This is a genomic window from Phenylobacterium sp. (assembly GCF_041913825.1).
GTDB lineage: Bacteria > Pseudomonadota > Alphaproteobacteria > Caulobacterales > Caulobacteraceae > Phenylobacterium.
Genome location: NZ_JAYSEO010000025.1, coordinates 1 through 13,934, shown reverse-complemented (window position 1 = coordinate 13,934; position 13,934 = coordinate 1). Strand labels below are relative to the sequence as shown.

General features: G+C 72.0%; 16 protein-coding genes. 10 read left to right on the top strand and 6 right to left on the bottom strand.

Going from position 1 to position 13,934, the window contains the following annotated elements:
• The first annotated feature begins 228 nt into the window (after positions 1-228).
• Together ACE3Q8_RS18470 and ACE3Q8_RS18465 are read left to right on the top strand one after the other, a co-directional pair.
• The gene (locus tag ACE3Q8_RS18470; protein WP_374471770.1) at positions 229-1,812 is read left to right on the top strand and encodes an AMP-binding protein; all 1,584 of its coding nucleotides are present in this window, start codon (positions 229-231) and stop codon (positions 1,810-1,812) included.
• A 136-nt stretch (positions 1,813-1,948) separates the two neighbouring features.
• Entirely contained in the window at positions 1,949-3,241 is a 1,293-nt protein-coding gene (locus tag ACE3Q8_RS18465; RefSeq protein ID WP_374471769.1) for an amidohydrolase family protein, read from the top strand.
• Positions 3,242-3,264: 23 nt separating this feature from the next.
• On the opposite strand, the gene ACE3Q8_RS18460 is transcribed toward ACE3Q8_RS18465, so the two are convergent.
• Positions 3,265-4,182 carry a LysR family transcriptional regulator gene (locus tag ACE3Q8_RS18460; RefSeq protein WP_374471768.1) on the bottom strand — a complete coding sequence of 306 codons (918 nt, stop codon included), beginning with the start codon at positions 4,180-4,182 and terminating at the stop codon, positions 3,265-3,267.
• Between the two features lie 62 nt (positions 4,183-4,244).
• Here ACE3Q8_RS18460 and ACE3Q8_RS18455 point away from each other — a divergent pair, with 62 nt between their 5' ends.
• Together ACE3Q8_RS18455 and ACE3Q8_RS18450 are read left to right on the top strand one after the other, a co-directional pair.
• Entirely contained in the window at positions 4,245-4,991 is a 747-nt protein-coding gene (locus ACE3Q8_RS18455; RefSeq protein ID WP_374471767.1) for a TorF family putative porin, read from the top strand.
• Between the two features lie 84 nt (positions 4,992-5,075).
• Positions 5,076-6,242, top strand: coding sequence for a DegT/DnrJ/EryC1/StrS family aminotransferase (locus ACE3Q8_RS18450; protein WP_374471766.1), 1,167 nt, complete (start codon positions 5,076-5,078; stop codon positions 6,240-6,242).
• A gap of 14 nt (positions 6,243-6,256) precedes the next feature.
• On the opposite strand, the gene ACE3Q8_RS18445 is transcribed toward ACE3Q8_RS18450, so the two are convergent.
• Complete coding sequence (locus ACE3Q8_RS18445) at positions 6,257-7,120, bottom strand: patatin-like phospholipase family protein (protein ID WP_374471765.1); 864 nt, start codon at positions 7,118-7,120, stop codon at positions 6,257-6,259.
• Between the two features lie 51 nt (positions 7,121-7,171).
• The gene (locus ACE3Q8_RS18440; protein WP_374471764.1) at positions 7,172-8,008 is read right to left on the bottom strand and encodes a sulfotransferase; all 837 of its coding nucleotides are present in this window, start codon (positions 8,006-8,008) and stop codon (positions 7,172-7,174) included.
• A gap of 124 nt (positions 8,009-8,132) precedes the next feature.
• Between ACE3Q8_RS18440 and ACE3Q8_RS18435 the strand changes: the two genes are divergently transcribed.
• Genes ACE3Q8_RS18435 through ACE3Q8_RS18425 form a run of 3 tightly spaced genes read left to right on the top strand, consistent with a single transcriptional unit; the run spans position 8,133 to position 10,475 of the window.
• The gene (locus tag ACE3Q8_RS18435; protein WP_374471763.1) at positions 8,133-9,098 is read left to right on the top strand and encodes a zinc-binding alcohol dehydrogenase family protein; all 966 of its coding nucleotides are present in this window, start codon (positions 8,133-8,135) and stop codon (positions 9,096-9,098) included.
• A 10-nt stretch (positions 9,099-9,108) separates the two neighbouring features.
• Positions 9,109-9,894, top strand: coding sequence for an SDR family NAD(P)-dependent oxidoreductase (locus ACE3Q8_RS18430; RefSeq protein ID WP_374471762.1), 786 nt, complete (start codon positions 9,109-9,111; stop codon positions 9,892-9,894).
• A complete protein-coding gene (locus ACE3Q8_RS18425) occupies positions 9,891-10,475 on the top strand; it encodes a histidine phosphatase family protein (protein WP_374471761.1) in 585 nt (194 codons plus the stop codon). Before ACE3Q8_RS18430 ends, ACE3Q8_RS18425 begins: the two co-directional genes overlap by 4 nt.
• A 3-nt stretch (positions 10,476-10,478) precedes the next feature.
• Here the strand turns inward: ACE3Q8_RS18425 and ACE3Q8_RS18420 are convergent, their stop codons facing one another.
• Both ACE3Q8_RS18420 and ACE3Q8_RS18415 read right to left on the bottom strand, forming a co-directional pair.
• Positions 10,479-11,177 carry an HAD hydrolase-like protein gene (locus tag ACE3Q8_RS18420; RefSeq protein ID WP_374471760.1) on the bottom strand — a complete coding sequence of 233 codons (699 nt, stop codon included), beginning with the start codon at positions 11,175-11,177 and terminating at the stop codon, positions 10,479-10,481.
• A gap of 70 nt (positions 11,178-11,247) precedes the next feature.
• A complete protein-coding gene (locus tag ACE3Q8_RS18415; protein ID WP_374471759.1) occupies positions 11,248-11,487 on the bottom strand; it encodes a hypothetical protein in 240 nt (79 codons plus the stop codon).
• 121 nt (positions 11,488-11,608) lie between these two features.
• Between ACE3Q8_RS18415 and ACE3Q8_RS18410 the strand changes: the two genes are divergently transcribed.
• From ACE3Q8_RS18410 to ACE3Q8_RS18400, 3 genes are read left to right on the top strand one after another with little or no spacing between them, the layout of a single operon-like run.
• Complete coding sequence (locus ACE3Q8_RS18410; protein WP_374471758.1) at positions 11,609-12,355, top strand: YebC/PmpR family DNA-binding transcriptional regulator; 747 nt, start codon at positions 11,609-11,611, stop codon at positions 12,353-12,355.
• A gap of 5 nt (positions 12,356-12,360) precedes the next feature.
• A complete protein-coding gene (locus ACE3Q8_RS18405) occupies positions 12,361-12,567 on the top strand; it encodes a hypothetical protein (RefSeq protein WP_374471757.1) in 207 nt (68 codons plus the stop codon).
• A gap of 43 nt (positions 12,568-12,610) precedes the next feature.
• Positions 12,611-13,306, top strand: coding sequence for an MgtC/SapB family protein (locus tag ACE3Q8_RS18400; RefSeq protein ID WP_374471756.1), 696 nt, complete (start codon positions 12,611-12,613; stop codon positions 13,304-13,306).
• A 10-nt stretch (positions 13,307-13,316) separates the two neighbouring features.
• Here ACE3Q8_RS18400 and ACE3Q8_RS18395 read toward each other — a convergent pair.
• A partial coding sequence (locus ACE3Q8_RS18395; RefSeq protein ID WP_374471755.1) for a hypothetical protein occupies positions 13,317-13,934 on the bottom strand: 618 nt, incomplete at its 5' end.

Below are 13,934 nucleotides of genomic sequence, written 5' to 3'. Positions count from 1 at the left end.
TTGTGGGGCGCCGCCACACCCATAGCTAGCGCGGTTTTGTTGCACAGCCGGCAGGTTGTCCGTGCAGGCCGCCCGCGCTCCATCGGGCGCCGTTGGGGAATTGGCGCCCGTCCGTCGCCGTGATTTGCTGCCGTCCGAGGCCGGACGACGGCGCGGACCGATTAGCCCGCGGCCCCGGACCTCCAATGACATGACGAGCGCCGCCGGATCAGGCGCGGGAGGAATTTGATGGAAGCCTTGAAGGAACGCATGGACCTGGACGCGCGGCTGGCCGCCGCGCAGATGAACGGGATGACCGCCGCCGTGTGGGCGCAGGTCCAGCCGGACAAGCCGTGCGTCATCGACCCGGACGGCACCCAGCGGACCTTCGCCGAGGTGAACGCCGCGGCCAACCGGATCGTGCGCCTGCTGCGCGGCGCGGGCCTGAAGGCCGGGGACGGGGTGGCGCTGGTCTGCTCGAACCGGCACGAGTTCGTGGAGGTGCTGGCGGCCACCAAGCGCGGCGGCTTCCGGATCACGCCGGTGAACTGGCACCTCACCGCCGACGAGATCGCCTACATCGTGCAGGACTGCGAGGCCAAGGCGCTGTTCGCCGAGGCGCGCGTGGCGGCGAGCGGCCCGGCCGCCGAGCAGTGTCCCGACCTGCGGGTGAAGGTGGCCATCGGCGGCGATATCGCGGGCTTCCTCGACTACGACGAGGCGCTGGCCGGGATCGACGCGTCCGACATCGAGGACCCGGTGCTCGGCAACCAGATGATGTACACCTCGGGCACCACCGGCCGGCCCAAGGGCGTCTTCCGTCCCACGCCGCAGATCGCGCCGCCGGGGATCTACGAACAGCGCGGCTACGACAGGGACTCGGTCCAGCTCTGCGCCGGCCCCGCCTACCACGCGGCCCCGCTGGCCTTCGACGTCAACGCCGCCCTCGGCGCCGGCTGCCCGCTGGTGTTCCTCGACAAGTGGGATTCCGAGCTGGTCCTGAAGACCATCGTGGAGCGGCGGGTCACCCACCTGCACCTGGTGCCGATCATGTTCCAGCGGCTGCTGGCCCTGCCGGACGAGGTGAAGGCCCGCTACGACGTCAGCCACGTGAAGTACATCATCCACGGCGCGGCGCCCTGCCCGCCCGAGGTGAAGCTGGCGATGATCGAGTGGTTCGGGCCGGTGCTGCACGAGTACTACGCCGGCTCCGAGGGCGGCGCGGGCTTCATGATCAGCTCCGAGGAGTGGCTGAAGAAGCCGGGCTCGGTGGGCAAGCGCCCCGCCCTGCTCGGCTCCAAGATCCTCGACGAGGAGGGCAACGAGGCCCCGCCCGGCGTGCCGGGCACGATCTATCACCAGCTCCCGCCGGGCGGCGGCTTCACCTACTTCAAGGACGAGGCCAAGACCCAGGCCAGCCGGGTGGGCGACTACTTCACCATGGGCGACGTGGGCTACTTCGACGAGGACGGCTACCTGTTCCTCACCGGCCGCAACGCCGAGACGATCATCTCCGGCGGGGTGAACATCTACCCTCAGGAAGTGGACAACGAGCTGATCAAGCACGACGCGGTGGCCGACAGCTCGACCGTGGGCGTGCCCGACGACCAGTGGGGCGAGCAGGTCCGCGCGGTGATCATGCTGAAGCCGGGTTACGAGCCCTCGGCCGAGCTGGAGCAGGAGATCCTGGCCTTCGCCCGGGCCAACCTGCCGGCCTTCAAGGTCCCGAAGAAGGTGGATTTCGTCACCGACCTGCCGCGCTCCGAGGCCGGCAAGATCCAGCGCAACAAGGTCCGGGCGCCCTACTGGGAAGGGCGCAAGCGGCAGATCTGATCGCCGCTCCGCCGACAAGCTCCCCCACCCTCTTCCCCAGGCCTGCGGTTCGGGGGAGAGGAGGGTTCGGACAGGCTTCCAACTCTGCAGGGCTAAGCTTAGGGTCGCCGCCTCAGTACCCGGGGGAATCTTCCAGATGAAACGTCTCGTCGCCGGCGCGCTGCTCGCCGCCGCCATCGCCCTGCCCGCCGCCGCCCAAGCGCCGGCCCAGGCCACCTTCGTGCAGGCCGGCCGCCTGCTGGCCGATCCCGCCTCAGGGCGGGTCGAGACGCAGAAGACCCTGGTGATCCAGAACGGCAAGGTCGTGCGCATCGTCGACGGCTTCGTGTCCGAACCGGGCGGGAAGGTGGTGGACCTGCGCGACAGCTTCGTGCTGCCGGGCCTGATCGACAGCCACGTGCACATCACCAGCCAGCAGGGGCCGAACACCCGGCTGGACGAGGTCACCCAGTCCTCCGCCGAGCAGGCGATGGTCGGGGCCCGCTACGCGCACCGGACGCTGCTCGCCGGCTTCACCACGGTCGCCGACCTGGGAGGCGACAACGATGCGGTCTTCGCGCTCCGCAAGGCGATCTCGCTGGGCGACGTGCCCGGTCCGCGGATCGTCGCGGCCGGCTCGGCCATCTCGGTGCACGGCGGCCACGGCGACGTGAACGGCCTGCGCGAGGACATCATGCACGTCCTGCGGCCCGGCTCGGTCTGCTCCGGCGCCGACGACTGCCGCCGCGCGGTGCGCGAGCAGGTCTGGAAGGGCGCGGACGTGATCAAGATCACCGCCACGGGCGGCGTGCTCTCCAACACCGCCGCCGGCCTCGCCCAGCAGTTCTCGCAGGAGGAGCTGGACGCCATCGTGGACTCCGCCCACCGGATGGGCCGCCGGGTCACCGCCCACGCCCATGGGGGCGACGGGATCAACTCGTTCCTGAAAGCCGGTGGCGACTCGATCGAGCACGGCACCTACCTCGACAACGAGGGGATCGCCCTGCTGAAGAAGAACAAGGGCTATCTGGTGCCCACCCTGATGGCCGGCGACTTCGTCTACCGGATCGCCTCGGGGCCGAACAACTTCTTCACCCCGGCCCAGACCGCCAAGGCGCTGGAGGTCGGGCCGAAGATGCTGGACATGGCCAGGCGGGCCCACCAGGGCGGCGTGAAGATCGCCTTCGGCACCGACACCGGCGTCTCGGCGCACGGCGACAACGCCCAGGAGTTCGCCCTGCTGGTCCGCGCCGGCCTGACGCCGCTGCAGGCCATCCAGTCGGCCACGGTGAACGCCGCCGACCACCTGGGCCTGCAGAACGAGGTGGGGGCGCTCACCCCCGGCAAGGCGGCCGACCTGATCGCCGTCCAGGGCGACCCGCTGGCCGACGTCACCGTCCTGCAGCGCGTCGGCTACGTCATGAAGGCGGGCGTCCAGGCGAAGCCCTGAGGCGCAGCTCCCGAGCGCGGCGGTCAGCCCACCGCCGCGCGCACCTCGCCGAGGAACCAGTCGAGGCCGGGGTCCCGGATCCCGGCCCGGCGGACCGCCGACACCCGGATCACTTCCGGCTCCGCAAACGGGATGTCGAGCACCTGCAGCCCCAGGCGCTCGGCGTGCCGCTCTGCGAGCCTCCGCGGCACGGTGCCGATGCCGTCGGTGGAGGCCACCAGCATCATGACCGTCAGCCAATGCGGCACGGCCGCCAGCATGGTCATGCCCGGAAACTCGCGGGAGCCTTCCGGCGGCCGCTCCGCCGCGGTCTCGCTGCGGGACCAGGCGAAGATGTGGCCGGTGGCGCGCCAGCCGGCCTCGTCGATGGTCGTGGCGACGGTCGGGTGCCCCTGCCTGGCGATCACCGCATAGACGTCCTCGAACAGCGGCTCGACCACATAGCCGGCCCGTGGCGCGCCGAACCGGCCGAGCGCCAGGTCGCACTCGCCCCGACGCAGGGCCTTATAGGCCTCGTCCTCCGACGCATGGCCGATGGCGAAGGTCACGCCGGGCGCAACGGCGGCGAAACGCTGGATCAGCTCGGCGCCGATCAGGGCGGTGACGAACTCCGGCGCGGCCACCGCGAATAGCCGCCGGCTGGTGGCGGGGTCGAAGCCGGCCTGCGGCGTGAGGGCTTCGCCGCTCAGCGCGATCAGCGCCTCGATCTTCGGACCGAGGTCCAGCGCCCGCCGGGTGGGTTCGAACCCGTGCGGCCGGCGGATGAAGAGCTGATCGTCGAACAGCTCGCGCAGGCGGCCCAGCGCATGGCTGATCGCCGGCTGGGACAGGCCCAGCCGCTCGGCCACCGCGCTGGCGCGGCGCAGGCGCAGGAGCTCGCGAAAGACCAGCAGCAGGCCGAAGTCGAGGCGCCTGATTTTGTTCAGGTCGATATCACTCATTCAGCGAATTCAGTAACACTGATCTCCGAGCGCAGCTAGGCCAATGGGGAAAGGAGCTCCCCATGCGCCTCACCATCGTGCCCCCAGCGACCGCCGCGCTCGCCCTGGCCATGGTCGCCCTCCCCGCCTCGGCGGGCGAGTGGGGCGGCCTCTTCCCGTCTGTGGGCGTAACCAGCGACTACAGGTACCAGGGCGTCAGCAACTCGGACGGGCATCCGGCCGTGCAGGGCAATGTCCATTACTGGCGGCCGGACGGTCTCTACGCCGGCCTGTTCGTCAGCCAGGTGGACTTCAACGACGGCTCGACGTCGTTCGAGACGGACTGGTACGCCGGCAAGACCTGGGACCTCGACCGCGGCCGCACCCGCCTCGCCGCCGAGGCGATGTACACGGCCTTCCCGGACAACGAGACCTGGGGTCCCACCTACGACTTCCTGCAGCTCAAGCTCGCCGCCCGCCGTCAGCAGGGGCCGCTCGCGCTCACCGCCACGGGCAGCTACGTGCCGCAGGCCTCCTACGGCTCCGGCCAGGCCTGGCGGCTGGAAGGCGGGGCGGACTACGCGCTGAATCGCAACCTCACCGTCAAGGCGCAGGTGGGGAAGCGCTGGATCGACCGGGGCTCGGACCGCGCCTACTGGAGCCTGGGCGCGTCGTTGGGGGTCGGCGGCTCGCCGCTCTGGCGCGACTATGTCTTCGAGCTCCGCTTCCAGGACACCGACCGCGGCAAGCGCGACTGCGGCTACAATCCCGACATCTGCGGGCCGGCGCTGGTGGGCACGGTCACGGTGAACCTGAAGCCGATCCTGTAGCAGAGCGACACCAAGCGTGTTTTGGCCGCGCGTCCCGGCGCGTGGCATACGGCCCCCGCTTCGAGAGAGAGGGGCCGTCCCCGCATGCCTATTCCGTTCATCGACCTGCAGGCCCAGCGCCAGCGCCTTGGCCAGCCGCTGGAGGATGCGATCCTCAAGGTCGTGCGCTCGGGCGCCTACATCATGGGCCCGGAGATCGCCGCGTTCGAAACGGCCATGGGCGTGTTCGGCGAGGCGCCCTTCGTGCTGTCGTGCGCGTCGGGAACGGACGCCCTGCTGCTGCCGCTGATGGCGTGGGGGATCGGGCCCGGCGACGCGGTGTTCTGCCCCTCCTTCACGTTCGCGGCGACGGCCGAGGTGATGCCGCTGGTCGGCGCCTCGCCGGTGTTCGTCGACATCCGGCCTGACACCTACAACATGGATCCGGCGAGCCTCGACGCGGCCATCGCGCAGGTGAAGGCGGACGGGACGCTGACCCCCAAGGCGATCGTCGCCGTCGACCTGTTCGGCCAGCCGGCCGACTATCCGGCCCTGCGCGAGATCGCCGACCGGCACGGCCTGAAGCTGATCGCCGACAGCGCCCAGGGCTTCGGCTGCACGCTGGCCGGCAAGCACCCGATCCACTGGGCGGACGTCGCCACCACCTCGTTCTTCCCGGCCAAGCCGCTGGGCTGCTACGGCGACGGGGGCGCGGTGCTGTCGAAGGACGCCCGCTTCCACGACCTGCTGGTGAGCCTGCGGGTGCACGGCCAGGCGGTGAAGTCGGACCTGGAGGGCCGCGAGTTCGCCCACGACCCGCGCTACCTGAACCTGCGGGTGGGCACCAACAGCCGGATGGACACCATCCAGGCCGCCGTCCTGCTCGAGAAGCTGAAGATCTTCCCCGACGAAATCGCGGCGCGGAACCGGGTCGCCGCCCGCTATGCCGAGGGCCTGTCGGACGTGGTGAGCGTGCCGAAGGTCATCGAGGGCGGGGTCAGCGTCTGGGCGCAGTACACCATCGAGGCGGAGAACCGGGACGGACTGGCCGCGGCCCTGCGGGAGAAGGGCGTGCCGACCGCCGTCTACTATCCGATCCCGATCCACCGGCAGGCGGTCTATTCGGGCTATCCGACGGCGCCCGGCGGCCTGCCGGTCACCGACGCCAAGGCGGAGCGGGTGATCAGCCTGCCCATGCACCCGTACCTGACCGAGGACGACCAGGACCAGGTGATCGCCGCCATCCGCGCCTTCGTGAAGGCGAACGGCTGACGCCCTCCGCGGCGCTACCCCCAGATCTCCTTGAGGATGGCGGCCTGGAGACGGCCTTGGGCGAGGCCGGCCTGGACGGCGCCGGGGACGCGGGCGGCGTCCATCAGGTTCGGGCCGAAGGCGTCGGCGCTGGCCTCGTCGGGACCGATGACCACCACGGTGGCGCCGCCGTCCTGCAGGGTCTGGACTTCCTCGTCCAGCTTGGCCTGAACCCGCGCGGCGATGTCCGGCGGACCGGCCAGCCGCACGGCCACCACGACGACGATGTCGTAGCCCGCCGCCATGTCGGCGTTGGTGGAGGAGCGCATGCCCCCGTCGATGTAGCGGCGCCCCTCGATGGTGACGGGCGGATAGATCCCCGGCACGCTGCAGCTCGAGGCCACGGCCCGGTTCAGCGGGACGCCGGAGCGCGCCGTCCACAGCTTGAACCCGCCGTCGGCGGCGTCCACCGCCGTGCAGGCGAAATCCTTGGCGGGCCAAGCCTCCTGGGCGGCGAAGCGGGCGCCGAAGCTCGCCAGGAATGCCTCCTCGTCGATGGTCTCGGCCTCGAGGGCGAAGGCGCCGATCTCGGCCCGCACCTCGGTCGGATTGCGCTTGCCGGACTGGGCCTCGGCCATCAGCGCCACGAGCCGGCCGAGGTCGGGCGCCGGAGCGGCGGGGCGTGTCGCGCCGCGGCCGGGGTCGGACGGCGGGTCGGCGAAGGTCGCCGGGTCGACGCCCAGCGCGAGGCGCGCGCCAACGAAGGCGCCGGCCGAGGTGCCCAGGACGAAGTCGGCCTGTCCCAGATCGACCCCGCCCTGCGCGAAGCCGGCCACCAGGCCGTTCTCCCAGCCGATCCCCACCGGGCCGCCGCCGCCCAGCACCACCGCACGCGTCATTGACCGTCCTCCCGCCCGGGCAGGGTCGGGCGCGCCGCCCCGTCTGTCACGTCAAACATAGCCGTTCTCGCGCATCAGCTCGCCGCAGGTCTCCTCCAGCATGGCGAGCGCCTCCGGTTCGAGCCGGCCAACCCAGTCGCCGGCCACGCCCTTGCGCAGGAAGGAGGAGAGGTCTTCCTCCCCCGGGCTGCGGCCGGACTGAGCCTCGAAGGAGGTCGCCGAGACCACGGCCTCCACCGTCGGCGCGTCGGCGGCCACGTCCAGGAAGCCGAACAGCCGGCGCGTCTCGCCATGCGGATCGGCCAGCAGGTCCTCGTAGCGCAGGCGATGGACCAGGCCTGGGTGGGCGGCGGCGAAGGGGGCGATCGGCCGGACGTTCCTGGCCCAATCCTCGACGCCCGTTCGCATCACCTGCAGGCGGCGCTCCGAGCCCGGCTCCACGGCGTCGGCCATGTTGGCCCGCACGGCGTGACCGACCCGGGACATCAGCGTGTCACGCGGGTCGCGCACGATGTAGACGACGCGGGCCTGCGGGAAGAGCCGGTGCAGCGCGTCGAGGTGCAAGGCGTAGCGCGGGGTCTTGTCGCCCACCCAGCGCACCTGCGGCCCCGGGCCGCGGGAGGTCAGCCGGCGCAGGATGAAGGCCCGCGCGAGCTCGTCGAACTCGGCCTGGTCGATCTGGCCGTAGTAGGGCCGGCCCTCGTAGACGCGGGTCGCCTCGGTGACGAGGGCGGCGTTGTACTTGCGGATCACCTCGGCCAGGGGGACGGTGAAGCGGCCGATGAAGTGCCCTTCGCCCGAGCACATCACCTCGGGATGGGCGTCCAGCACGCGCTGCAGCCAGGTGGTGCCCGACTTGGGCGCCCCGCAGACGAAGAAGACGTTCACCGGCTCGATTCCCCGCTCGTTCGCTCCGCTTCTAAGCGGGCGGGGCGGCTGCCCGCCAGCCCTTGCGCCGGCCGGGCTCGCATGGGAAGCCTAGCTTCAAACAGACGTTTGACGGGAGGGTGGATTGAAGGCGGCGGTCTACTACGAGAACGGCGGTCCCGAGGTCTTCCGCTACGAGGACGCTCCGGACCCCGAATGCCACCCGAAGGGGATCGTCATTCGCGTGGAGGCGGTCTCCATCGAGGGCGGCGACGTGCTCAACCGGTTCGGCGGCCAGCTCGTCACCCGGCCGCACGTGGTCGGCTACCAGGCCGCCGGCGAGGTGGTCGAGGTCGGCGCCGAGGTGACCGGGCTGCGGGTCGGCCAGAAGGTGGTCACCGTCGGCTCCCACGGCAGCCACGCCGAGCTGCGCGCCGTACCCGCCGCCACCGCATGGGCGATTCCCGACGGCATGGACGTGCGGCAGGCGGCCGCGGTGCCGGTGCCGTTCGGCACGGCCGACGACTGCCTGTTCGAGTTCGGCCGGATGAAGAAGGGCGAGGTCGTGCTGGTGCAGGCCGGGGCGTCGGGCGTCGGCGTGGCGGCCATCCAGCTCGCCGCCCGCGCCGGGGCCGCCATGGTGCTGGCCACCGCCTCGTCGGACGAGCGGCTGGAGCCCCTGAAGCCGCTCGGCCTGACGCACGGCATCAACTACCGCACCCAGGACGTGGTGCAGGAGGTGGCGCGGCTGACCGACAAGCACATGGCCGACGTGATCGTCGACAGCGTCGGCGGCCCCACCTTGCAGACCTCGATCCTGTCGCTGGCCTACCGCGGCCGGGTGTCGATGGTGGGCAACGCCGGCCGCGAGCCGCAGCGGGTGGACGTGGGCACGCTGATGGGCGGCAACCGTTCGCTGTCGGGCGTCTTCCTGGGCGCCGAGATCATGACGCCCCGCGTGCGCGACAACATCCAGCGGCTGATCGGCGACGTCCACACCGGCGCGCTGAAGGTCCTGATCGACCGCGAGTTCCCGCTGTCGGAGGCCGCCGAGGCGCACCGCTACATCGAAAGCCGCCAGGCCGTCGGCCGCGTGCTGCTGATCCCCTAGGAGGAGAAGAATGGCTCGACTGTCAGGCCGCACGGCCGTCATCACCGGGGCGGCCAGCGGCATCGGCCGCGCGGCATCCATCCTGTTCGCCAAGGAAGGCGCAAGCGTGCTGTGCGTCGACCGGGCCGGCACCGTGGACGAGACCGTCGCGGCGGTGACCGCCGCCGGCGGCCGCGCCGTGGCCATGACCGGCGACGCCGGCGACGAGGACTGCGTGCGCGAGTACATCGCCCGGGCCCAGTCGGAGTTCGGCGGGCTCGATATCGTCTGGGCCAACGCCGGCATCTCGGGCGGCTGGGTGGACTACCAGGACCAGGACGCCGCCCACTGGGCGGAGATCCTGCGCATCAACCTGATCGGCGCCTTCCTGGCCGTGAAGCACGCCTCGGCCGTGATGATCCCCAAGGGCAAGGGCTCGATCATCCTGACCGCCTCCGTCGCCGGCATCCGCTCGGGCGCAGGCGGCTCCCCCTACTCCGCCTCCAAGGCCGGCGTGATCAGCCTCGCCCAGACGGCGGCCAACGAGTTCTACGGCACGGGCGTGCGGATCAACGCCATCGCGCCCGGCCTGATCGAGACCGGCATGACCAAGCCGATCTTCGACGGCGCGCGGGCCCGCGGCAATGAGGACAAGATCGGCCAGCTCAACCCGCTGACGCGCTACGGCGTGCCCGACGAGATCGCCCACGCCGCCCTGTTCCTGGCGTCGGACGAGAGCTCCTACGTCAACGGCCAGACGATCGCCGTGGACGGCGGCCTGTCGACCTCCCACCCGGTCGTGCGCCGCAAGCGGTGATCTACCTCGTCCGGCACGGCGAGACCGCCTTCAACCGCGAGCGGCGGCTGCAGGGCCATGTGGACTCCGAACTCACCGAGCTCGGCGTCCGCCAGGCTCAGGCGGTGGCCCGGCTGCTCGCCGACCTGACGCGCGGCGAGCCGGGTTGGCGGGTGATCTCGAGCCCGCTCGCCCGCGCCCGGCGCACGGCCGAGTTCGTGGCGCAGGCCGTGGGCGCCGAGGTGGAGGAGGACCGCCGGCTCATCGAGCTGTCCTGGGGCGAATGGGATGGGCGGCTGCGCCGCGAGCTGGAGGCCGCCTACCCGGAGGCATTCGGCCGCTCCGGCTGGGCGTTCGACGCGCCCACCGGCGAGACCTACGAGCAGGTCTGCGCGCGCATGGCGGACTGGCTGGCCAGCCTGCCGCCGGAGCCGGAGCGGCGGGTGATCGCCGTCAGCCACGGGGTCGCCGGCCGGGTGCTGCGCGGCGTCTACGCCGACCTCGGCCGCGACCGCACGGTGGACCAGGACGTGCCGCAGGACGCGGTCTACCGCCTGCAGGATGGCCGGATCGGCCGCATCGACTGCGAGCCGCTCGGCTGACCTCTAGGGCTCCCGGCCGTCGCGGTGCGAACCCGGGAAGGCCGAAGCGGAGAGGGCCGCTGTGAGCGCGCTCACCGCGTCGAAGGTGACGTCCGGGCGGTGGGCTTCGAGCACCTCGGCGGTGGCGTAGCCCCAGGTGACCGCCGCGCAGGCGAGGCCGGCGTCGCGGGCGGCGTCGATGTCGCGCACCTCGTCGCCGACGCAGAGGGTCTCCGCCGGGGCGACTCCGCAGCGCTCGACCACCTCGCGGAACTTGGCCGCCTTGCCGAACAGCGAGGCGCCGCAGGCGTAGGCCGCCACCTGGCCGGCGAGCACGGGGCCGAGGATGCGGCGGATGGTGGCCTCGGCGTTCGAGCTGACGATGGCGACCTTCGCCCCGCGGGCCGCCAGGGCGGAGAACAGCTCGGGCACGCCGTCGAACAGCCGGATGCGGTCGGCCCCGGCTGCGCCCATGCGGCGGGCGTCGCGCGCGATGCCGGGCAGCTTCCACAGCGGGCAGCGCAGATAGGCCAGGACCTCGCGGTTGCTGCGCCCGCGCAGCATGGCGATCTCGGCGTCGCTGACCTGCCGCAGGCCGTGCTTGCGGGCGAGCTCGCCGAACAGGCCGAACATGAAGGCGGCGCTGTCGGCCAGCGTGCCGTCGAAGTCGAAGATGATCAGCCGGGCCCAGGAGAGGTCCGGCGGGGCGGTGTCGGCGGGCATGGTCTCGGCAGCGCTTGCAACCGGGCCTGACTACAGGGCCGGCGGCCGGCCGCAAACCCGCCGCGCGGCCTCAGTGGATCGAGCTGCGCCAGCGGCGGAGGTTGGGCAGGGTGACCCGCCGCTCCGGCTTCAGCCAGTGCATCATGGCGAGCACCGCCACGGTGGTGAGCGCGCCGAGCGCGAAGGCGCCCGCCGCGGCCATGGAGATCCCGGCCGGACCCACGCTCATCGGCCGGGGCTCCATCCAGTGCACGACCTCCCCGTTGGGCTCGTTCGGCAGGACGTCGTCCCAGTCCTCGTGTTCGCTCATGGCGCCGGCTCCGCTGAAGCTCCCTCGTGGGCCTCAACCCGCGCGCATGGCGGGGGTTCCTTTTCCCCGCGCCTCAGGGGTAGAAGCGGCGCGACCCTCTTCGACCCGCCTGCGACGGACCATGGCCGGACACTCAAAGTTCAAGAACATCATGCACCGCAAGGGCCGCCAGGACGCGGTCCGCTCGAAGCTGTTCTCCAAGCTCGCCCGCGAGATCACCGTCGCGGCGAAGGCGGGGCTGCCCGATCCGGCGATGAACCCGCGCCTGCGGCTGGCGGTCGCCAACGCCAAGGCCGAGTCCATGCCCAAGGACAACATCGACCGGGCGATCAAGAAGGCGATCGGCGGCGACGCCGAGACCTATGAGGAGATCCGCTACGAGGGCTTCGGCCCCGGCGGCGTTGGCGTGATCGTCGAGGTGCTGACCGACAACCGCAACCGCGCGGCGGCCAACGTGCGGGCGATCTTCTCGAAGAACGGCGGCAACCTGGGCGAGACGGGCGCCGTCTCCTTCATGTTCGACCGCGTGGGCCAGATCGTCTATCCGGCCTCGGCGGGCTCGGAGGACGCGGTCATGGAGGCGGCCATCGAGGCGGGCGCCGAGGACGTGGAGTCCGACGAGGAGAGCCACACCATCTACACCGCCTTCGAGGGCCTGAACGAGGTGGCCCAGGCGCTGGAAGCCACGCTCGGCGAGGCCAAGTCCACCTCGATCGCCTGGCGGCCGAAGAGCCGCACGCCGGTGGAAGGCGACGCGGCCGGCACGCTGATGAAGCTGATCGACAGCCTCGACGACGACGACGACGTCCAGAACGTGTGGTCGAACGAGGACATCGCCGCCGACGAACTCGAGCGGCTGGCGGGCTGACCCCGGTGGCGCGCAAGGAAGATCCCCGCGTCACCGACCTGGCCCGCTACCGGCGGGCGCGCGAGCAGGCGCGCCGCCGTCCCCCGCCGCCCCCGACCCGGCCGCAGAGCGCCAACCAGCCTCTGCTCGGCTCGCGCCGCAACGCGGGCCTGATCCTCGTCCTGGTGCTGATCGTCCTGGCCGCGCTGTGGGTCGGGCCGATGTTCCTGTAGCGGCCTCGCAACCGATCGCGCCGTGACGCTATTGTGACGCGTCATGGGATCCGAGGTCTTCTTCCAGTACGTGCTGCCGGTCCTGGGCGCCGCCATCGCCGGCGCCGCGATCGGCCTCGAGCGCGAGTTCCGCGGCCGCCCGGCGGGCCTGCGCACACACATCCTCGTCTGTCTGGCCTCGTCGCTGCTGATGCTGGCGGCGGTGCACCAGATGCGCTGGCTGACCGACACCCCCGACGAGGTGGTGCGGATCGACCCCGTGCGGATGGCCCACGGCATCCTGACCGGTATCGGCTTCCTCTGCGGCGGCGTGATCTTCCGGCACGGCTTCTCCGTTCACGGCCTGACCACCGCCGCGTCGCTGTGGATCACCTCGGCGCTGGGCACCCTCTACGGCGTCGGCTTCTACGGCCTGGCGATCGGCGGCACGGTTTCCACCCTGGCCGTGCTGGTGCTGCTGCGGACCGTGGACGATCGGATCCCGACCACCACCATCCTCGACGTGGCGGTGCGCTACCGGCGCGGCGACAAGTTCCCCCAGCCGGAGTTCCTGGCCCTGGCGCACGACCTGGGGCTGCGGGCCTCCGGCGTCGGCCACCGGCTGCTGCGCGGCGGCGAGGTCATCGAGCTGTCGGCGACCCTGCGCGGCTCCACCAACACGAAGGCCGAGGTGCTGGCCGAGCGGCTCTGCGCCGACGACCGTGTGGTGGAGTACGACGTGAAGCCCCGCGACGACTGAGCCTCAGCGCCTACCGGCTCCACTCGGCGAACTGGCGGCCGCCGGCGGCCTCGAACGCCACGCGGTCCACGTCCACCAGGACGAGGCAAAGCGGCCGGCGATCGGGATGCAGGCTTCGGCAGCGGATCGGCCGGCCGTCCTCCGGCGCGGCGATACGGCCCTCCAGCACCAGGCGGAAGCCGCCCTCGCCCGGCGGCGGCTCGGGCGGGACCTTCTCCGTGACCTCGTAGGCGCGCCCGCCGCGGCGCGTCACGCGCGAGCTGCCGGCTTCGAACACGCGGACCAGCGCCACCGTTTCCTCGGCCGGCGCGGCCCCCGGCGCCGCGACCGCCGGCGCCGGGCAGGCTTCGGTGGTCATCCAGGGTCGCCGGAGCCAGAAACCGTCGATCAGCTCGGTCTCCGGCGTCCCGGCCAGCTCGCGGGCCCAGGGCGCGTCCGTCCAGGTCTCGGGGCGGACGGTGATCTTCAGCGCCTGGCGCCCGGCGTCATAGCTCCAACCCGACGCGGCCTCGGGCGTGGGTCCCGCGCAGCCGAACGGCAGGCGAAGGGCGAAGCGGCGGCCGCCCAGCGCGGCGGCCTCCTGGGGATAGGCCCCGCCCGCGGCGGCCGCGGCGGCGGCCGCATCGAC